18 protein-coding genes and 1 tRNA gene are annotated in these 18,356 nt (G+C 65.6%); 12 read left to right on the top strand and 7 right to left on the bottom strand.

The features are described from left to right. Positions 1-265: 265 nt before the first annotated feature. Genes LX70_RS00910 through ilvN form a run of 3 tightly spaced genes read left to right on the top strand, consistent with a single transcriptional unit; the run spans position 266 to position 4,063 of the window. Positions 266-2,020 carry an acetolactate synthase 3 large subunit gene (locus LX70_RS00910; protein WP_105512661.1) on the top strand — a complete coding sequence of 585 codons (1,755 nt, stop codon included), beginning with the start codon at positions 266-268 and terminating at the stop codon, positions 2,018-2,020. 38 nt (positions 2,021-2,058) lie between these two features. Next, positions 2,059-3,456 carry an arylsulfotransferase family protein gene (locus LX70_RS00905; RefSeq protein ID WP_105512660.1) on the top strand — a complete coding sequence of 466 codons (1,398 nt, stop codon included), beginning with the start codon at positions 2,059-2,061 and terminating at the stop codon, positions 3,454-3,456. 46 nt (positions 3,457-3,502) lie between these two features. Then, entirely contained in the window at positions 3,503-4,063 is a 561-nt protein-coding gene (gene ilvN / locus LX70_RS00900) for an acetolactate synthase small subunit (RefSeq protein ID WP_105512659.1), read from the top strand. Between the two features lie 95 nt (positions 4,064-4,158). Here ilvN and LX70_RS00895 read toward each other — a convergent pair whose 3' ends face one another. Next, positions 4,159-4,395: an EF-hand domain-containing protein gene (locus LX70_RS00895; RefSeq protein WP_105512658.1), complete on the bottom strand. Its 237-nt coding sequence runs from the start codon at positions 4,393-4,395 to the stop codon at positions 4,159-4,161. A gap of 544 nt (positions 4,396-4,939) precedes the next feature. On the opposite strand from LX70_RS00895, the gene LX70_RS00890 reads away from it, so the two are divergent. Together LX70_RS00890 and eno are read left to right on the top strand one after the other, a co-directional pair. After that, on the top strand, positions 4,940-5,818 hold the full coding sequence (locus LX70_RS00890) for a DMT family transporter (protein ID WP_105512657.1): 879 nt from the start codon (positions 4,940-4,942) through the stop codon (positions 5,816-5,818). Between the two features lie 99 nt (positions 5,819-5,917). After that, positions 5,918-7,195, top strand: a complete 1,278-nt coding sequence (eno, locus tag LX70_RS00885) for a phosphopyruvate hydratase (protein WP_105512656.1) — start codon at positions 5,918-5,920, stop codon at positions 7,193-7,195. A gap of 47 nt (positions 7,196-7,242) precedes the next feature. Here eno and LX70_RS00880 read toward each other — a convergent pair whose 3' ends face one another. Continuing rightward, complete coding sequence (locus tag LX70_RS00880; RefSeq protein WP_105512655.1) at positions 7,243-7,719, bottom strand: globin domain-containing protein; 477 nt, start codon at positions 7,717-7,719, stop codon at positions 7,243-7,245. A 60-nt stretch (positions 7,720-7,779) separates the two neighbouring features. On the opposite strand from LX70_RS00880, the gene LX70_RS00875 reads away from it, so the two are divergent. Then, on the top strand, positions 7,780-8,202 hold the full coding sequence (locus LX70_RS00875) for a cupin domain-containing protein (protein ID WP_105512654.1): 423 nt from the start codon (positions 7,780-7,782) through the stop codon (positions 8,200-8,202). Between the two features lie 95 nt (positions 8,203-8,297). Then, on the top strand, positions 8,298-9,239 hold the full coding sequence (gene rarD, locus LX70_RS00870; RefSeq protein ID WP_105513529.1) for an EamA family transporter RarD: 942 nt from the start codon (positions 8,298-8,300) through the stop codon (positions 9,237-9,239). On the opposite strand, the gene LX70_RS00865 is transcribed toward rarD, so the two are convergent. Next, the gene (locus LX70_RS00865) at positions 9,220-10,323 is read right to left on the bottom strand and encodes an anhydro-N-acetylmuramic acid kinase (RefSeq protein ID WP_105512653.1); all 1,104 of its coding nucleotides are present in this window, start codon (positions 10,321-10,323) and stop codon (positions 9,220-9,222) included. The two genes, rarD and LX70_RS00865, sit on opposite strands and share 20 nt — an antisense overlap. 61 nt (positions 10,324-10,384) lie before the next feature. Here LX70_RS00865 and tyrS point away from each other — a divergent pair, with 61 nt between their 5' ends. Next, the gene (gene tyrS / locus LX70_RS00860; RefSeq protein ID WP_105513528.1) at positions 10,385-11,632 is read left to right on the top strand and encodes a tyrosine--tRNA ligase; all 1,248 of its coding nucleotides are present in this window, start codon (positions 10,385-10,387) and stop codon (positions 11,630-11,632) included. 323 nt (positions 11,633-11,955) lie between these two features. On the opposite strand, the gene LX70_RS00855 is transcribed toward tyrS, so the two are convergent. The 3 genes from LX70_RS00855 to ypfJ form a co-directional block, all read right to left on the bottom strand. Continuing rightward, positions 11,956-13,440 carry an inorganic phosphate transporter gene (locus tag LX70_RS00855; protein ID WP_105512652.1) on the bottom strand — a complete coding sequence of 495 codons (1,485 nt, stop codon included), beginning with the start codon at positions 13,438-13,440 and terminating at the stop codon, positions 11,956-11,958. A gap of 144 nt (positions 13,441-13,584) precedes the next feature. Continuing rightward, positions 13,585-13,668 (bottom strand) — tRNA-Leu (locus LX70_RS00850). Between the two features lie 52 nt (positions 13,669-13,720). Continuing rightward, a complete protein-coding gene (gene ypfJ / locus LX70_RS00845) occupies positions 13,721-14,569 on the bottom strand; it encodes a KPN_02809 family neutral zinc metallopeptidase (RefSeq protein WP_105512651.1) in 849 nt (282 codons plus the stop codon). A gap of 226 nt (positions 14,570-14,795) precedes the next feature. Here ypfJ and LX70_RS00840 point away from each other — a divergent pair, with 226 nt between their 5' ends. Both LX70_RS00840 and LX70_RS00835 read left to right on the top strand, forming a co-directional pair. Continuing rightward, a complete protein-coding gene (locus LX70_RS00840) occupies positions 14,796-15,374 on the top strand; it encodes a YqaA family protein (protein ID WP_105512650.1) in 579 nt (192 codons plus the stop codon). Continuing rightward, the gene (locus LX70_RS00835; protein WP_105512649.1) at positions 15,371-15,826 is read left to right on the top strand and encodes a disulfide bond formation protein B; all 456 of its coding nucleotides are present in this window, start codon (positions 15,371-15,373) and stop codon (positions 15,824-15,826) included. Before LX70_RS00840 ends, LX70_RS00835 begins: the two co-directional genes overlap by 4 nt. Here LX70_RS00835 and LX70_RS00830 read toward each other — a convergent pair. Beyond that, positions 15,823-16,254: an Lrp/AsnC family transcriptional regulator gene (locus LX70_RS00830; RefSeq protein ID WP_105512648.1), complete on the bottom strand. Its 432-nt coding sequence runs from the start codon at positions 16,252-16,254 to the stop codon at positions 15,823-15,825. The genes LX70_RS00835 and LX70_RS00830 overlap by 4 nt on opposite strands. 115 nt (positions 16,255-16,369) lie before the next feature. Between LX70_RS00830 and rocF the strand changes: the two genes are divergently transcribed. Then, complete coding sequence (rocF, locus tag LX70_RS00825; protein ID WP_105512647.1) at positions 16,370-17,296, top strand: arginase; 927 nt, start codon at positions 16,370-16,372, stop codon at positions 17,294-17,296. Then, positions 17,293-18,336: an ornithine cyclodeaminase gene (locus tag LX70_RS00820; protein ID WP_105512646.1), complete on the top strand. Its 1,044-nt coding sequence runs from the start codon at positions 17,293-17,295 to the stop codon at positions 18,334-18,336. The genes rocF and LX70_RS00820 overlap by 4 nt, the downstream gene beginning before the upstream one ends. Positions 18,337-18,356 lie beyond the last annotated feature (20 nt).

Raw genomic sequence — 18,356 nt, 5'->3', positions numbered from 1 at the left:
ATGACCGCCTCACGCAATTAAAATAGCCACCACCGCCACCCCTGCGACATTTTATTCCCGATTTTGCCGGTTGACGCCCCTTCAAAGCCTGCCTAATGTCCGCTGCGCAGCAGCAAAAGGACCCTCGGGCAATGGCTCCGATCCTCGTACTTGTAGAAAAGACGCGCATGGGCCGGTGACGGTAGACCATAACGGTTCCCATGCGCCCCGGATCAGGTCCGGGGCTTTTTGTTACTGAAGCAGGAATGAATGGAGACTTCAGACGATGTCGCGGCAGATGACCGGTGCGAAGATGGTGGTTCAGGCGCTCAAGGATCAGGGCGTCGAGGTGGTCTTCGGGTATCCCGGCGGCGCCGTGCTACCGATCTATGACGAGATCTTCCAGCAAAACGACATTCGCCACATCCTTGTGCGCCACGAACAGGGCGCGGTCCACATGGCCGAGGGCTATGCCCGGTCCACCGGCAAGCCCGGCGTCGTTCTGGTGACCTCAGGCCCCGGCGCGACCAATGCGGTCACCGGCCTGACCGACGCGCTGATGGATTCGATCCCCCTTGTCGTGCTGACCGGACAGGTGCCGACCTTCATGATCGGCACGGATGGCTTTCAGGAGGCCGACACCGTCGGCATCACCCGCCCCTGCACCAAGCATAACTGGCTGGCCAAGGACACCGACAAGCTGGCCGAGACGCTTCACCAGGCCTTCCATGTCGCCACCCACGGCCGCCCCGGCCCGGTGCTGATCGACATCCCGAAGGACGTGCAATTCGCCACCGGCACCTATCAGGGGCCGAAACAGGCGAAGGTCAGCCATTACCAGCCCAAGGTGAAGGGCGATATCGAGGGCATCACCGACCTTGCCGCGATGATCGAGCGGGCGGAACGGCCGGTTCTTTATACCGGCGGCGGGGTCATCAATTCCGGCCCCGCGGCAAGCCAGCTTTTGCGCGAACTGGCCGATGCGACGGGCTTTCCGGTCACCTCCACCCTGATGGGGCTGGGCGCCTATCCGGCATCGGGCAAGAACTGGATCGGCATGCTGGGGATGCACGGGCTTTATGAGGCCAACCTGGCCATGCATGGCTGCGACCTGCTGATCAACCTCGGCGCGCGCTTCGACGACCGCATCACCGGACGGATCGCCGATTTCAGCCCGAAATCGAAGAAGGCCCATGTCGATATCGACCCGTCCTCGATCAACAAGGTGATCCATGTCGACCTGCCCATCGTCGGCGATGTCGGCCATGTGCTGGAAGACCTTCTGAAGGTCTGGAAGGCGCGCGGGCGCAAGACCAACAAGGAGGCGCTGGCGAAATGGTGGGGGCAGATCGAACAGTGGAAGCTGAAGAACTGCCTGTCCTACAAGGGGTCCGACAAGACGATCAAGCCGCAATACGCGCTGGAACGGCTTGAGGCGCTGACCAAGGACCGCGACCGCTATGTCACGACCGAGGTCGGCCAGCACCAGATGTGGGCGGCGCAGTTCCTTGGCTTCGAGGCGCCGAACCGCTGGATGACCTCTGGCGGCCTTGGGACCATGGGCTATGGCCTGCCCGCCTCTATCGGGGTGCAGATCGCCCATCCCGACAGCCTTGTCATCAACGTCGCGGGTGAGGCGTCCTGGCTGATGAACATGCAGGAAATGGGGACCGCGGTGCAGTTCCGCGCGCCGGTCAAGCAGTTCATCCTGAACAACGAACGCCTTGGCATGGTGCGCCAGTGGCAGCAATTGCTGCATGGTGAGCGGTATTCGCATTCCTGGTCCGAAAGCCTGCCCGATTTTGCCAAACTGGCCGAGGCCTTCGGCTGCAAGGGCGCCAAGGTGGACAGCCCCAAGGACCTCGACGACGCGATCATGGCGATGCTCGACTATGACGGGCCTTACATCCTCGACGTGCTGGTCGAGAAGCATGAAAACTGCTTCCCGATGATACCGTCGGGCAAACCGCATAACGAGATGCTTCTGGGTGACGCCTCGACCGAGGGCGCGATTCAGGCGGGCGGCGCGGTTCTGGTGTAACGGGCCATGTCACGCCCAGACCGAAAGGGAGCGGGACTGTGAAAGCGCCGAAATCAGATGCCTTCGCGCGCCGGGCCTTCTGGGTTGCGGCCCCCCTGCTTGTCGTGGGGGCCAGCTTCCTGGCGGGCGTCTATTCGGCCGACCGCAAGAACTTCGCCTACCGGGCGGTGCAGACCGTGAAGTCGGAATTCAAGCAGGTCCTGCGCGAACTGCCGGGCCAGATGGATACCGACCTGCCGGAAACCTTCATCCGCCCCTCGCGCAAGCCGGGCGCGGGGGTGACGGTCAATCAGGTCGGCGCGGATGGCGAACTTGTCCTTCTGACCAGCTTCTTCGACGGCCAGACCGGCATCCGCCTGATGCGCCGCGACGGCACGGTGGTGGCCGACTGGCCGGTGCCGCTCAGCCGTTACATCACCGATCTGGACTATGTCGGCAATCGCGCGCCGAAGACCGACCGCAATGTCGACATCCACGGCGCGGTGATCGAGCCGGACGGCTCGGTCACGTTCAACTACGAATATGTCGGCACGGTGCGCATTTCGCGCTGCGGCGACCCGATCTGGACGCTGCACCGCCCCGGCCACCATTCCGTCGAACGCGCGGCCGAGGGCGGTTTCTGGGTCCCCGGTCGGCGCTACTTCGCCGCCGGAAGCCCCGCCCCGGAAGACCAGTTTCCGCCCTTCACGCTGAAACAGCCAAAGGGCGCGTTTTCCGACGACACGGTCCAGCATGTCTCGGAAGACGGCCGGGTGATCGAGGAACATTCGATCATGCGGCTTCTCTATGACAGCGGTCTTGAACCCGTTCTGACAGCGACGGGCGAAAGCTTCTGGGCCGGAGAGGGGGGCCATTCCGATCTTCTCCACGTCAACAAGATCGAGGAACTGCCCCCCGCGCTTGCCCCCGCCTTCCCAATGTTCAAGGCGGGCGATCTGCTGATTTCCTTCCGCAAATACAACATGCTGGCGGTGGTGGACCCCGACACATGGCGGGTGAAATGGCACCAGACCGGACCCTGGCGGCGCCAGCACGACCCGGAATTCCTGCCCAACGGGCAGATCGCGATGTTCAACAACAACACCTATCGCAACAGCCTGAACACCTACGACCGTTTCGACCCCAAGGCGCCCTTCGTCACCGAGGTCGGCATGGTCGATCCGGCCACCGGCCGCTATACAAGGGTCTATGGCGACCGCCCCGGCGAAGAGATGCTAAGCGTCATTCGCGGCAAGATCGACCCGGTCCCGGCGGGCGGCTTCCTCATCACCGAATTCGAGGCGGGCCGCGCCTTCCAGATCGACGCTTCCGGCAAGGTGGTCTGGGAATATATCAACCGCTTCAACGACGACTATGTCCTGAAGATCACCGAGGCGCGGCTTTACCCCGAAAGCTATTTCACCGTGACCGACTGGACCTGCCCGGAAAAGGGCTAGGCCCGGCCCCGGCCAAACGCGACACATGACCGAGAAAGAGGCAAGAATGTCCGCACTGAACATCAAGAAGGGCTCGACCAGCCACTCCGCCTATGACCTGCGCGATCCCCATGCGCAGGCGAATGAGACCCATACCCTTGCCGTCCTGGTCGATAACGAGGCGGGCGTGCTGGCGCGCGTGATCGGGCTTTTCTCGGGCCGGGGCTACAATATCGACAGCCTGACGGTGGCCGAGGTCGACCATGCGGGCCACCGCTCGCGCATCACCATCGTAACGCGCGGCACGCCCTCGGTCATCGACCAGATCAAGGCGCAGTTGGGTCGGCTGGTGCCGGTCCATGAGGTGCATGACCTGACGGTCGAGGGTGCCAGCGTGGAACGGGAGCTGGCGCTGTTCAAGGTCGCGGGGACCGGCGAAAAGCGGATCGAGGCGCTGCGTCTGGCCGAGATCTTCCGCGCCAATGTGGTGGACAGCACGCTGGAAAGCTTCGTTTTCGAGATGACCGGGACGCCTTCGAAGATCGACGCCTTCGCCGATCTGATGCGCCCGCTTGGCCTGATCGACGTGGCCCGCACCGGCGTCGCGGCCCTGTCGCGCGGCGTCTGAGGCGCGCAAGGCCCGGGTGACCCGGACGGGCGGACATGAAAAACCCCGGCGCGTTTGCGGACGCACCGGGGTTCGAATGTCGGGGTCGTCCGGGATCAGGCGCCGATGGTACCGTTTTCGCGCGCGGCCTGAAGCTCATCCGCGTCAATCTCACCGTCGCCGTTCACGTCCATGTCGGAGAAGGTACCTTGCTTGAGGTCGGGATAGGCTGCCTGAAGCTCCTCGAAGGAATAGGTGCCGTTGCCGTCGGTGTCGCTGACCACGGTCTGGGCAAAGGCCGGGGCCACGCCAAGGGCAGAGATCGCGCCAAGCGCAAGGACAAGGTGTTTCATCGTCACATTCCACTCCACTAGGGACACGCGCGGTGATCTCCGGCGTCACGCCATATGTGGCCCCTTCGCCTGCCGCCTGCAAGGGGTGGGCGCGGCTTTCCGCCGATTGTGACGTGAGGGACGTTGGGGACGAAGCGGGCAAGAAAAAGGGGGCTTTCGCCCCCATCTGAAGTTTCGCCGCTCAGGCTCTGTGTTTACCGCCCGGTGTTCTCGCCTGTGGCCTGAGCGCCGTCGGGGGCGAGCGCACCCGCCCCGTGTCCGATGCCGTGGATCGTAGCCGAAAGCACCCTGCCGCGTCACCCGGATTGTGCCGTTCCGGCCCGCAAATCGGCAAAATAAACGCCGCGACAGCCTAGGTGAGGCCACAATATGCGGTGTTTTATGCCTTGACACCCGCCTAGCAGAGGTAGGTCGACCGAATCCCCGCCCGCAAGGCCGCCCGCATCGGGAATCACCCGGCCCCGCCCTTCCCCACCTCGCGCAAATCCTCTAGGTCTTGGCCCATGGGCGGCCGTCCGGCGCGCCCTTTTCCTTGAGGACACGCATGGAAAATCTGCGCGGCATCGCCCTTATGGTGGCCTCGATGGCCGGGTTCGCGGTCGAGGACACGCTGATCAAGCTGACCGCCGCCAGCCTGCCCTCGGGCCAGATCCTTGTGCTGCTCTCCCTGATGGGGGCCACGATCTTTGCCGCGATGGCATGGGCGCGGGGCCTGACGCTTGTCGGCCCGGCGATCTTTCAGCGCTCGGTCGTGGTGCGCAATGCCAGCGAGATGCTGGGGACCGTCTGCTATGTCTCCGCCTTCATCCTCGCGCCGCTGTCCATCGCTTCGGCGATCCTTCAGGCGACGCCGCTGGTGGTGACGCTGGGGGCGGCGGTCGTCCTTGGCGCGCCGGTCGGCTGGCGGCGCTGGACCGCCATCGCGGTGGGCCTCGCCGGGGTCCTCATCATCGTGCGTCCGGGGGCGGAGGGGTTTCAGCCCGCCTCGCTCCTCGCCGTGGCGGCGGTGGTCCTTCTGGCCGCGCGCGACCTTGCCACGCGGACGGCACCGGCCCATGTCGCCTCGCTGGTGATGGCGTTTTACGGCTTTCTCGCCGTCATGCCCGCCGGCGCGGTCCTGTTGCAGTTTCAGGGCGGCTGGCAGCCGGTCAGCGCCCGGAACCTGGGCATGATGGCGATGACGGCGGTGGTCGGCGTTGCGGCCTATTACGCGATCATCGCCGCGATGCGGATCGGCGACGTCGCCGTCGTCACCCCGTTTCGCTATTCGCGCATCATCTTCGCGCTGATCCTTGGCATCGCGGTCTTTGACGAAAGCGTCGATCTCTGGACCCTGATCGGCGCCGGGATCGTCATCGGATCGGGCCTTTACACGCTGGCGCGCGAGGCCCGGTTGCGCCGCCGCCCCGCTGCCGGGGCGTAATTCGCCGCGACCGCACCGTTAGCGCTACCGCCACCGTTCCCATTTCCGCCAAGCTGGTGTAGGGAAGGCGCGACATTTCCACGGGAGAGGGTTTCACCCATGAGCACAATCATCGACATCCACGCGCGCGAAATCCTCGACAGCCGCGGCAACCCCACCGTCGAGGTGGACGTGATCCTTGAAGACGGCTCCATGGGCCGCGCCGCCGTCCCCTCGGGCGCCTCGACCGGCGCGCATGAGGCGGTGGAAAAGCGCGACGGCGACAAGGCGCGCTACATGGGCAAGGGCGTGCTTGAGGCGGTCGCGGCGGTGAACGGCGAACTGGCCGAAAACATCGTCGGCTTCGACGCCACCGAACAGGTCGCCATCGACCGCACGATGATCGAGATCGACGGGACGCCCAACAAGGGCCGTCTGGGCGCCAACGCGATCCTCGGCATTTCCCTTGCCGTCGCCAAGGCTGCCGCCGATTTCACCACCCAGCCGCTTTACCGCTATGTCGGCGGCACCTCGGCCCATGTGCTGCCGGTCCCGATGATGAACATCATCAACGGCGGCGAACATGCCGACAACCCGATCGACATCCAGGAATTCATGATCATGCCCGTCGGCGCGGAGAACATCCGCGAGGCCGTGCGCATGGGGTCCGAGGTCTTCCATACGCTGAAAAAGGAACTGTCGGCGGCGGGTCTGGCCACCGGCGTCGGCGATGAGGGCGGCTTTGCCCCCAACCTGTCCTCGACCCGCGACGCGCTGGATTTCATCCTGAAGGCCATCGGCAAGGCCGGGTACAAGCCGGGTGAGGATATCTATCTGGCGCTTGACTGCGCCTCGACCGAGTACTTCAAGGACGGCCAATATGTCCTTTCCGGGGAAGGGAAAACCCTGTCGCCGGAAGAGAATGTCGATTACCTCGCCGCGCTGGTGAAGGACTATCCGATCATCTCGATCGAGGATGGCTGCGCCGAGGATGACTGGGCGGGCTGGAAGCTTTTGACCGACAAGCTTGGCGCCCGGTGCCAGTTGGTCGGCGACGACCTCTTCGTCACCAACCCCGCGCGTCTGGCGGACGGGATCAAGCAGGGTTGCGCCAACTCGCTGCTGGTGAAGGTCAACCAGATCGGCACCCTGACCGAGACGCTGGATGCCGTGCGCATGGCCGATCGGGCGCGCTATACGTCCGTGATGTCGCACCGTTCGGGTGAGACGGAGGACGCGACCATCGCCGACCTCGCCGTCGCCACGAATTGCGGGCAGATCAAGACCGGCTCGCTCGCGCGGTCGGACCGGCTGGCGAAGTATAACCAGTTGATCCGCATCGAGGAAATGCTGGGCGAAACCGCCGCCTATGCCGGGCGCTCGATCCTGAAATCGTAAGCCACGACGGCTGGCGCCGCGCCCGCGGCGTCAGCATCCCCTGCCTGTCAGGAGATCTCCCCCAGCGCGATGATCCGGTTCGACAGGTCGGCATAGGCCGCGCGCCAGGCCGCCTCGACCTCGGGCGTGAAACGGGGGCCGAGTTCTTCGCGGAATGTGTCCATCAGCGCCTCGCCCATCGGTTCGAAATCGGCGGCGCGGATGCCCATGATGGCGTGGATACGGCCCATTTCCGACAGCCGGTCGGTCAGTTCGTCGGTCCGGTTGATATTCTCGATGATATAGCCCAGCGTCGACATGAAGCGCATCCCCTGCCCCGCCAGATCGTCGCGGAACAGCTTGCGCAGATGCGGCGCGCGGGCAAAGAGCGCGTTGTAGAAATTGACCGAAGCGGGCGCGAGGCGGCTGCGCAATTCGTCGAAGGATTCGCGGATCAGGGCGGTTTGCGGGGCGCTTTCGGGCATGGGCCATTCCTTCTTCGGCAGGGTCTGCGCGATGTTGACCCCCGCCGCCGCGATGCGCATTGATCCATCTCAAGAGATGAGGTCCGGGGCGCGCCCGGACGGGGGAAAGGATGAATTGCCATGCAAGCTGGTGAAATTATTCGCGCTTTGGGCCTTCAACCGCATCCCGAAGGCGGCTGGTACAGGCAGACCTGGGCGGGGAACGAGGCCCCCCGCGCCTTCGGCACCTGCATCTATTTCCTGCTGAAAGCGGGCGAGCGGAGCCATTGGCACCGGGTCGATGCGGTCGAGATCTGGCACTATTATGCCGGATCGCCCCTGATCTTGTCGATTTCGGCAACGGATATAGGTCCGGTCGAGGACAATCGCCTTGGACCAGACTTATTGTCCGGGGACGCGCCACAGATCATCGTCCCCGCCCATCACTGGCAGGCGGCACGCAGCACCGGCGACTGGACGCTGGTCGGTTGCACCGTCTCCCCCGGCTTCCGCTTCGAGGGGTTCGATCTGGCGCCTGCGGGCTTCGACATACCGGGGCGGTGAGGTTCCGCGGCCCGCCCGAATGTAGCGGTGACAATCGCGCGATGGAGGCCCCGCGCGGCTTCTGGTACGGGAAGGTCGCGCAGAAGGACCCCGCCATGTCAGACCGCCCCATCGCGACCGCCCCCTCCGGGGACAGCCTTTCGGGCTTTCTTTACGCGATGTCGGCCTATCTCCTCTGGGGGTTCCTGCCGCTTTACATGAAGGCGTTGGCGCATATTCCGCCAGTGGAGGTGATCGCCCACCGGGCGATCTGGTCGCTGCCCTTCGCGCTGGTGGTGCTGATCGCGACCGGGCGCACCGCGGACCTGCGCCATGCGCTGAAAACGCCGCGGATGCTGGCGATGGCCGCGCTGACGGCGGCGATCATCTCGATGAACTGGGGCATCTATGTCTGGGCCATCGGGGCGGGCCATGCGCTGGACGCGGCCCTTGGCTATTACATCAACCCGCTTTTCTCGATCTTCCTCGGCGCGGTGCTGCTGCGCGAAAAGGTGAGCCGCGCGCAATGGCTGGCCATCGCGCTCGCCGCCGCCGCGGTGGTGATCCTGACCGTCGATACCGGCAGCATCCCGGTCGTGGCGGTCGGGCTGACGCTGACCTGGGGGTTTTACGCCTTTTTCAAGAAGCAGCTGCCCATCGGCCCCAATCAGGGATTCACGCTTGAGGTCATCCTGCTCACACCCTTCGCGCTTGGCTATCTGATCTACCTGTCGGCGCGGGGGGAAAGCCATTTCGCCCAAGGGGTGCCGTTCGACACATGGATCCTGATCGGTTGCGGCGCGGTCACGGCCATACCGCTGATGCTTTACGCCAACGGGGCCAAGGGGTTGAAGCTGACGACCATCGCGGTGATGCAATATATCGCGCCGACGATGATCTTCCTGACCGCCGTCTTCGTCTTTCACGAGCCCTTCGGGCCGGCGCAGGCCATCGCCTTTCCGCTGATCTGGGCGGCGCTGGCGATCTATTCGGGCGCGATGCTGTTGCAGGCGCGCAATGCCCGCGCGGCATCGCGGGTCAGCGCGCGGGGCGGCTGATCCGCCCGCCGCCCACCGCCGCCGCCACGCCCGTGGTGCCGGGGCAGGACGTGGGCAGCCCGCGCGCGACGCGCACCGCGAGATGGGCGAAGGCCTGCGCCTCAAGCATGTCGCCGTCCAGGCCGACCGCCTCCACCGGGTCCACCGGGCAGTCCATGCCTGCGGCGATCATCTCCATCATCACCGGGTTGTGGCGCCCGCCGCCGGTGACCAGAAGCCTTGAGACGGGTTTGGGGAAATGTTCGGTCCCCAGCACGACCGAGGTGGCGGCGGCGGCGGTCAGGGTCGCGGCGGCATCGGAGTCGCAGAGGTCCGCGACCGCCTCCAGAAGCCAGTGGAAATCCTGCCGGTCGAGCGATTTGGGCGGCATCTTGCGGAAATAGGACTGGTCTTGCAGGCGGTCGAGGATCGCCGCCTCCACCCGGCCGCTCCGGGCCAGCGCGCCGCCTTCGTCCCGCTCCGCCCCCATGCGGGCGCGCAGAAGGTCGTCGATGGGGGCGTTCGCCGGGCCGGTGTCGAAGGCGAGGCAGGCGCCGGGGCTTTCGGGCGCGGGCATGGCGGGGTCGAGCCATGTCAGGTTGCCGACGCCGCCGAGGTTGAGGAAGGCGACCGGGTCGGTGGCGCCGATCCATTTCGCGCAGGCGAAGTGGTAGAAGGGGGCCAGCGGCGCGCCCTGCCCGCCCAGCTCCACGTCGGACGAGCGGAAATCCCAGACCACCGGCAGGTTCAGGATCTCGGCCAGAACCGCACCGTCGCCCGCCTGATGGGTGCCGCGCCCGCGCGGGTCATGGGCCAGCGTCTGGCCGTGAAACCCCGCCAGATCGGCCTTGGCGGCGAGGGATGCCATCAGCGCGGCATGGGCGGTTTCCACGACCTCCGCCGCCTCTTCCACGCCCGCCTCGCCCGGCCAATGCCCCAGCGCGGCACGCAGCACCGCGCGTTCGGATGCGGCATAGGGCCGGTAGGCGCTGTCCCCGAAGGCAAGGATCGCCTCGCCATCGGTCTTCAGAAGCGCCGCATCCACCCCGTCGAGAGAGGTCCCCGACATCGTTCCCAAGGCCCAGACCGCACCCGGTTTCAACATGCCCTTCCCCTTGCACCTTCCCGCCGGTATAGCGGGCGCGTTGAGAATGGACGAGGCCGATATGACCTACCACCCGAAATCCGACTTCATGCGCGTGATGATCGAACGCGGCTTTCTGGCCGACTGCACCGATTATCAGGGTCTGGATGAGGCTTTGGCCAAGGGCGTGGTGCCGGCCTATATCGGCTTTGACGCGACGGCGAAGTCGCTGCATGTGGGCTCGCTGATCCAGATCATGATGCTGCGCTGGTTGCAGAAGACCGGGCATCAGCCGATCACGCTCATGGGCGGCGGCACGACCAAGGTCGGCGATCCGTCGTTTCGCGCCGAGGAGCGTCCGCTGCTGACCCCCGCGCAGATCGACGACAATATCGAAGGCATCCGCCGGGTCTTTGCCAAATACCTCGATTACGGGGCCGAAACGCCCGCGCTGATGCTGAACAACGCCGAATGGCTTGACGGGTTGAACTACCTCGATTTCCTGCGCGACATCGGGCGGCATTTCTCGGTCAACCGGATGCTGAGCTTCGAGAGCGTGAAATCGCGGCTCGACCGGGAGCAGTCGCTCTCCTTCCTCGAATTCAACTACATGATCCTTCAGGCCTATGATTTCCTTGAGCTGAACCGCCGCTATGGCTGCCTGTTGCAGATGGGCGGGTCGGATCAGTGGGGCAATATCGTCAACGGCATCGACCTGACGCGCCGGGTGCTGGACCATGAGATCTATGGGCTGACCTCGCCGCTTCTGACCACTTCGGACGGCAAGAAGATGGGCAAGAGCCAGTCGGGCGCGATCTGGCTGAACGAAGACATGCTGTCGCCCTATGAGTTCTGGCAGTTCTGGCGCAATACGACCGACGCCGATGTGGGCCGGTTCCTGAAGCTTTATACCGAACTTGACCTTGCGGAGTGCGAGCGTCTGGGCGCGCTGCAAGGGTCCGAGATCAATCAGGCCAAGGTGGTGCTGGCCAATGAGGTCACCGCCCTTTGCCATGGCCGCGCGACGGCCGAGGCGGCCGAGGCGACGGCGCGCGAGGTCTTCGAGAAGGGCGGCGTCGGCGACGATCTGCCGACGCTGACGCTTTCGGCCGCCGATGTCGCCGACGGGATCAGCGTGGCGCAGCTTTTCGTGCGCTCGGGCCTGTCAAAGTCGGGCAAGGACGCGAAACGGCTGATCGCCGAGGGCGGCGCGCGGCTGAACGACGATCTGGTCATGGATGCCGGTCAGATGATCGGCGCTGGCGAACTGGCCGAACCGGTGAAGCTGACCGCGGGCCGCAAGCGTCACGCGCTGGTCGTGCTGGACTGAGGCGGGGCGGGAGGGCCTCGTGCTTCGGCATCCCGGACTTGATCCGGGACCTCTTCTTCGGGCGCCCGAGGTCCCGGATCAAGTCCGGGACGGTGCCGCCATAAACCCCTGCGCCTTCACTCGCGCGAAACAGCGGCGCCCCGCGCCGCCGCGCATCGCCGGGCCACCCCCAGGCCCGGCGATTTGGCCGATGTCCCGCCGAACACCGATGTCGGAGGGTGCTGGCTGGCATAAAGCGCGATGCAGCAAGGTCGGATCGCCGCGCCGTGGCCCGGCGCTGCGCGCCCCTCGCCGCCCCGGCTCAACGCTTGGGGCCGACTGCCCTACCCCGCCGCCGCGCGGATCGTCAGGAAGATCGCCGCCGACAGAAGCGCCGCCGCAGGCACGGTGATGACCCAGGCCGCCGCGATGGTCAGGACATGCGACCGCCGGACAAGCTTGCGCCGCCGCCGTTCCTCGGGCGCCACGGGCGCGGTATCGGGCATCTCCGCCCGCGCCGCCTTCAGCCGCCGCTCGGCATCCCATTCGCGGAAGAAGCCGACGCCAAAGACCGCACCGACGGCGATATGGGTGGAGCTGACCGGCAGGCCCAGCCAGCTTGCCACGATCACCGTGATCGCCGCCGACAGCGCCACGCAATAGGCGCGCATCGGGTTCAGCTTGGTGATCTGGCTGCCGACCATGCGGATCAGCTTTGGCCCGAAGAGGAAAAGCCCGAAGGAAATCCCGAAAGCCCCGATCAGCATGACCCAAAGCGGGATGGAGACCGCATCCGCCAGCCCGCCCGATTTCGTCGCCTGCACGATGGCGGCCAGCGGGCCGACCGCGTTGGCGACGTCATTGGCGCCATGGGCAAAGCTCAGCAGGGCCGCCGAGATCACCAGCGGCACCCCGAACAGCACCTTCAGCGACTTGTTGCGATTCTCCAGCCCCTCGGACTGACGGCGGATGACGGGGATCATGGCGACCCAGGTCAGAAGCCCCGCGCCAAGGCCGATCAGCAGCGCCGTCCCGAAGGAGATCTTGACCAGATGCTTCAGCCCTTTCAGCGCCAGATAGGCGGCAAAGGCCCCGGCCATGATGCCAACCAGCATCGGCACCCATTTCCGCGCCGCCGCGATCTTGTCCTCCTGAAAGATGATCCGAGACTTGATGAACCACAGGAACGCCGCCGCGATCAGCCCGCCCAGAAGCGGTGAGATCACCCAGCTTGCCGCGATCGTCCCCATCACCGGCCAGTTGACCGCCGCCACGCCGGCCGAGGCGATGCCCGCCCCCATGACGCCGCCGACGACCGAATGGGTGGTGGAGACCGGCGCCCCGATCCATGTGGCAAGGTTCACCCAAAGCGCCGAGGACAGCAGCGCCGCCATCATCGCCCAGACGAAGATCGTCGTATTGGCCATGCTGTCGGGCGTCACGATCCCCTTGGAGATGGTCGAGACCACGTCGCCCCCGGCGATCAGCGCGCCGCCCGTCTCGAAAATCGCGGCGATCACGATGGCGCCGGTCATGGTCAGCGCATTCGCCCCCACCGCCGGACCCATGTTGTTCGCCACATCATTCGCCCCGATGTTCAGCGCCATATAGGCCCCGAAGGCGGCTGCCACGACCACGATCAGCGTATGGTTGGTCTGGCCGAAGAAAAGCGCCGCGCCAAGCCCCGCCAGCACGATGAAGACCAGCGCGATCCCCGGCGCGACCAGCGGCCGGGCGGCATAGCTCGCCGCCGATTCCAGCGCCGAGAAGCGGCCAAGATCGCGGTCGAGCGTCTCAAGATGGCGGGCTTCTAGATCGTTTTCGGCCATGAATCAGGCTCCCCCGGAGTGTTCAGGGCTGGGTACGCGGGGCTTTGGCATAAATCAACAGCCGCGCCGGACCTTGCGGCAAACGGCCCCAAGCGGTGCGCGGCGGCAACGCGGGCCACCGCTGTCGGTCGCTGTGAAGCAAGGTGGTGCCCGGGGCGGGACTCGAACCCGCACGGCTTGCACCGGAGGTGTTTGAGACCTCTGCGTCTACCATTCCGCCACCCGGGCACTGAGGGCGGAATAGCCGTCCGCCATCAGCCTGACAAGGGGTTTCGTCGCCTCAGAGCGCAGCCGCGCCGAAGGTATCGCAGGCGTCGATCTGTCCCGCCTTGTAGCCGGTCGCGAACCAGCGCTGGCGTTGTTCCGAGGTGCCATGGGTGAAGCTGTCCGGCATCGGCCGCCGCCCCGCCTCGCGCTGAAGCGTGTCGTCGCCGATCCGCGCGGCGGCGTTCATCGCCTCGGCAATGTCGCCCTGCTCGATGGAGCCGAACGTCTCCGCCGCGTTGCGCGCCCAGACCCCCGAAAGGCAATCGGCCTGCAACTCGATCCGAACTGAGAGCGCATTGGACTCCGCCTCGCCCGACCGCTGGCGAATGCTGTTGACCTTGCCGAGAATCCCAAGCTCATCCTGAACATGATGGGCGACCTCATGGGCCACGACATAGGCCGCCGCGAAATCGCCGCCCGCGCCCATCCGTTGCGACAGGGTGACGAAGAAATCGGTGTCCAGATAGACCTTCTTGTCGACCGGGCAATAGAACGGCCCCGTCGCGCCCGAGGCGCTGCCGCAGGGCGATTGCGTCACCTGCTTGTAAAGCACCAGCGTCACCGGGGCATAGGCGCCGCCAAGCTGGTTCTGGAAGATGTTGCCCCAGACCTCCTCGGTATCGGCCAGCGTGACCGACACGAACTCAGCCGCCTGCTGGTCGGCCTCGGTGATCTCTACATCGCCCGAGGTGCCGATCTGGCCGCCGCCCTGCTGGAGAACCGCCATCGGATCGCCGCCAAGCGCCCAGACCAGAAGCGCCACGACGACAAGGCCCAGACCGCCCCCACCCACGGCGGCGCCCCGGCTCATGCCGCGACGATCCTCGATATTGCTGCTGCCACGACGGCCCTGCCACCTCATCTCCACCCCCGGATTGACCTGTTCCCGCTGAACAATCGCACGATACCCCGACAACTCCACCGGTTGGAAGCGTGTTCCGCTTGACCTGCGGAAATGCGCATGGCCTATAGCATTTCGGGTTTACACTGACTCAGAATTCGACCTTATTTCGTTCGAATTCTGATACTTGCTTTCTCAACGCAAACCCGAAACGCTTTAAGGGCCGCGAATTGCAAAGGCAGGCACCATGATCCGACCCCTTTACGACTGGACGCTCAGGCTTGCCGACAGTCCGAATGCCCTTGTGGCGCTTGGCATCATCTCTTTCATCGAAAGCTCCTTCTTTCCGATCCCGCCTGACATCCTGATGATCCCGATGATCATCGCGCGGCCCTCGCGCGCCTGGCTGATCGCGACCGTGGCGCTGGTGACCTCGGTCCTCGGCGGGCTCTTTGGCTATTTCATCGGTGCGGTCCTGTTCGACACCGTCGGCCAGCCGATCCTCGATTTCTACGGCAAGGCCGAGGCGGGGGAGGTCTTTGCCCAGAAGTTCAACGAATACGGCGCCTGGGCGGTGCTGGTGGCGGGGGTGACGCCCTTCCCCTTCAAGGTCATCACCATCATGTCGGGCTGGACCGGGCTGTCGCTGCCGGTCTTCATCGTCGCCTCCATCGTCGCACGCGGCCTGCGCTTCTTCGTCGTGGCCGGGCTTTTGTGGCAATTCGGCGCACCGATCCGTGATTTCATCGAAAGGCGGCTTGGCCTTATGTTCACGCTGTTCATGGTCATCCTGATCGGCGGATTCTTCCTGGTGAAATACCTGTGACACGCAATCGGCTAATCCTTCTGGCGGTGGGTGGCTCGGCCGCGATGCTGCTGGGCGCGTTCTTCTTCCAGATGCTCGGCTACCCGCCCTGCAAGCTCTGCCTCTGGCAGCGCTGGCCCCATGGCGCGGTGATCGCGATCGGGGCGCTGGCGGTCCTGACCGGGCTGCGCTGGCTGCCTTGGGCGGGCGCGCTGGCGGCACTGACGACCGGGGGGCTTGGCGTTTATCATACCGGGGTCGAACAGGGCTGGTGGAAGGGTCCGACGACCTGCACCTCGGGCGATGCGCTAAGCTCCTCGACCGGCGATCTCTTGGGCCAGATCATGACCGCGCCGCTGGTGCGCTGCGACGACATCGCGTGGAGCTTCGTGGGCCTGTCGATGGCGACCTGGAACGCGATCCTGTCGGTGATCCTCGCCGCGATCTGGATCGCGGCCGCCCGGCGCGCCTAACGCCGCCCGGCGCGGCGCGTCGTCAGCATCAGGCTGGTTTCGCTGGAACTGACGCCGTCGAAGCCGCGGATACGGAACAGGACCGCGTCGAAGTCCTCAAGCGTGCGCGCGCCGATCTCGGCGATCAGGTCCCAGCGGCCATTGGTGGAATGCACCGCCAGCACCTCCGGCAGGCCGGTGATGCGCGCCATGATGCGTTCCGCACCGCGCCCCTCGATCCCGATCATCATCAGCCCGCGCACCGGCATCGCCGTCACATCGCCGCGCGTGACGACGGTAAAACCCTGAATCTCCCCGCCCGCGATCAGCCGGTCCATCCGCGCCCGCACCGTCGTCCGCGACAGGCCGAGGCTGGCGGAAAGTTCCGAGAGCGAGGCCCGCCCGTCGCGGCGCAGCGCGGAAATCAGGTTCTGGTCGGTACTGTCCATTTCGGCGCTTTGCCCCTTCGGTTTGCTTAATCTCCTCACCATAGCGACAAAAGATGCGCTTACAACCTTCGCATTCCGACAGCATTCTTTGACCGAAGCGACAGGAGTTCCCCCAATGCGACCCAAACCGATTCTGATCGGCGCCCCCATCGACAGCGGCCAGAAGCGCGAAGGCTGCCTGATGGGTCCCGCCGCCTTCCGCGTCGCGGGCCTTGCCCGCAGCCTGGCCGAGCTTGGGGTGGAAAGCGACGACTGGGGCGACGTCACCCCCGGCCCGCTGCCCGAGGTCACCTGCCCCAACCCCGCCGTCCACCACCTTGCCGAAACCGTCGCCTGGACCCGCGCGCTGGCCGCGCGGGCGGAAGCGGCGATGGCGCAGGGCTTGCCGATCTTCATGGGCGGCGACCATTCGCTGTCGCTTGGCACCGTGGCCGGTGTCGCGGCCCATGCGAAGGCCTTGGGGCGGCCGCTTTTCGTCCTCTGGCTCGACGCGCATTCGGATTACCACACGCCGCTGACGACGCAGTCCGGCAACCTGCACGGCACGCCGGTGGCCTATATCGCGGGCCGCCCCGGCTTTGACGCCTTCCCGCCCTTCCCGGCCCCGGTCCCGGCTGACCGCATCTGCCTTTACGGCATCCGCTCGGTCGATCCGGCGGAACATGCGGGGCTTTTGGAAAGCGACATGACGATCTGCGACATGCGGGTGCTGGACGAACAGGGCATCGTCGCCCCCCTGCGCGCCTTCCTCGACGGGGTGCGGGCCGCCAATGGCCTCCTCCATGTCTCGCTCGACGTCGATTTCCTCGACCCCGCCATCGCGCCTGCCGTCGGCACCACCGTCCCCGGCGGCACCACCTTTCGCGAGGCGCATCTGGTGATGGAGCATCTGCACGAAAGCGGGCTTGTCACCTCGCTCGACCTCGTCGAACTCAACCCCTTCCTTGACGAACGCGGGCGGACCGCGCGTCTCATGGTCGAACTCGTCGGGTCGCTGATGGGCCGCAAGGTGTTCGACCGCCCGACACGGAGCTTCGGATGACCCTGAATATCGTCCCTTTCGTCAGCGTTGACAACATGATGCGCCTCGTCCTTCAGATCGGACCTGAAGAGATGATGCGCGCCATCGCCGGCTATATCGAGGCCGATTTCCGTCGCTGGGAAAGCTTCGACAAGACCCCGCGCGTCGCCTCCCATTCCGACGTTGGCGTGATCGAACTGATGCCCACCTCGGACGGGGAGCTTTACGGCTTCAAATACGTCAACGGCCATCCGAAGAACACCCGCGCCGGGCTTCAGACCGTCACCGCCTTCGGCCTTCTGGCCGAGGTCGATACCGGCTACCCGGTGCTGCTGACGGAGATGACGATCCTGACGGCGCTGCGCACCGCCGCCATGTCGGCTCTGGCCGCCAAGCACCTGGCCCCCGCAGGCGCCACCACCATGGCGCTGATCGGCAATGGCGCGCAGGCGGAGTTTCAGGCGCTGGCCTTCAAGGCGATCTGCGGTGTCACCCATCTCCGGCTTTACGACATCGACGCCGCCGCAACTATGAAATGCGAAAGGAATCTAAAGGCGTCCGGTATGACCCTCACCCAATGCAGCAGCGCCGAAGAGGCGATGGAGGGCGCGGGGATCGTCACCACCTGCACCGCCGACAAGCAATATGCCACGATCCTGACCGACAACATGGTCGGCCCCGGCATCCATATCAACGCGGTCGGCGGCGATTGCCCCGGCAAGACGGAACTGCACCGCGACATCCTGATGCGCGCGTCGATCTTCGTCGAATACCCGCCCCAGACCCGGATCGAGGGCGAGATCCAGCAGCTTGCCCCCGACCACCCCGTCACCGAGCTTTGGCAGGTCTTCACCGGCGCCGCAAAGGGCCGCCGCGACGCGCGCCAGATCACGCTTTTCGACAGTGTCGGCTTCGCGATCGAGGATTTCTCGGCGCTGCGCTACGTCCACGACCTCCTGAAAACCCACCCCTATAGCGAACCGCTGGACATGATCGCCGACCCCGACGACCCCCGCGACCTTTACGGGATGCTGCTGCGCGCCGGGGCCAACGCCGCCTGATCGCCCTTTCATCTTGCCCG

The sequence above is a fragment of the Albidovulum denitrificans genome, assembly GCF_002973535.1.
GTDB classification, from domain to species: domain Bacteria; phylum Pseudomonadota; class Alphaproteobacteria; order Rhodobacterales; family Rhodobacteraceae; genus Albidovulum; species Albidovulum denitrificans.
Note: the sequence above shows the minus strand (reverse complement) of the source record. Positions and strands in the feature narration are given on the sequence as shown.

Excerpts from the sequence above, each read along its gene's own strand:
- LX70_RS00840 (WP_105512650.1), top strand. The coding sequence starts at position 14,796 with ATGATCCGACCCCTTTACGACTGGACGCTCAGGCTTGCCGACAGTCCG.
- LX70_RS00855 (WP_105512652.1), bottom strand. The coding sequence starts at position 13,440 with ATGGCCGAAAACGATCTAGAAGCCCGCCATCTTGAGACGCTCGACCGC.
- LX70_RS00890 (WP_105512657.1), top strand. The coding sequence starts at position 4,940 with ATGGAAAATCTGCGCGGCATCGCCCTTATGGTGGCCTCGATGGCCGGG.
- LX70_RS00830 (WP_105512648.1), bottom strand. The coding sequence starts at position 16,254 with ATGGACAGTACCGACCAGAACCTGATTTCCGCGCTGCGCCGCGACGGG.
- LX70_RS00820 (WP_105512646.1), top strand. The coding sequence starts at position 17,293 with ATGACCCTGAATATCGTCCCTTTCGTCAGCGTTGACAACATGATGCGC.
- LX70_RS00875 (WP_105512654.1), top strand. The coding sequence starts at position 7,780 with ATGCAAGCTGGTGAAATTATTCGCGCTTTGGGCCTTCAACCGCATCCC.
- LX70_RS00865 (WP_105512653.1), bottom strand. The coding sequence starts at position 10,323 with ATGTTGAAACCGGGTGCGGTCTGGGCCTTGGGAACGATGTCGGGGACC.
- ypfJ (WP_105512651.1), bottom strand. The coding sequence starts at position 14,569 with ATGAGGTGGCAGGGCCGTCGTGGCAGCAGCAATATCGAGGATCGTCGC.
- LX70_RS00910 (WP_105512661.1), top strand. The coding sequence starts at position 266 with ATGTCGCGGCAGATGACCGGTGCGAAGATGGTGGTTCAGGCGCTCAAG.
- rarD (WP_105513529.1), top strand. The coding sequence starts at position 8,298 with ATGTCAGACCGCCCCATCGCGACCGCCCCCTCCGGGGACAGCCTTTCG.
- rocF (WP_105512647.1), top strand. The coding sequence starts at position 16,370 with ATGCGACCCAAACCGATTCTGATCGGCGCCCCCATCGACAGCGGCCAG.
- tyrS (WP_105513528.1), top strand. The coding sequence starts at position 10,385 with ATGACCTACCACCCGAAATCCGACTTCATGCGCGTGATGATCGAACGC.
- eno (WP_105512656.1), top strand. The coding sequence starts at position 5,918 with ATGAGCACAATCATCGACATCCACGCGCGCGAAATCCTCGACAGCCGC.
- LX70_RS00880 (WP_105512655.1), bottom strand. The coding sequence starts at position 7,719 with ATGCGCATCGCGGCGGCGGGGGTCAACATCGCGCAGACCCTGCCGAAG.
- LX70_RS00895 (WP_105512658.1), bottom strand. The coding sequence starts at position 4,395 with ATGAAACACCTTGTCCTTGCGCTTGGCGCGATCTCTGCCCTTGGCGTG.
- ilvN (WP_105512659.1), top strand. The coding sequence starts at position 3,503 with ATGTCCGCACTGAACATCAAGAAGGGCTCGACCAGCCACTCCGCCTAT.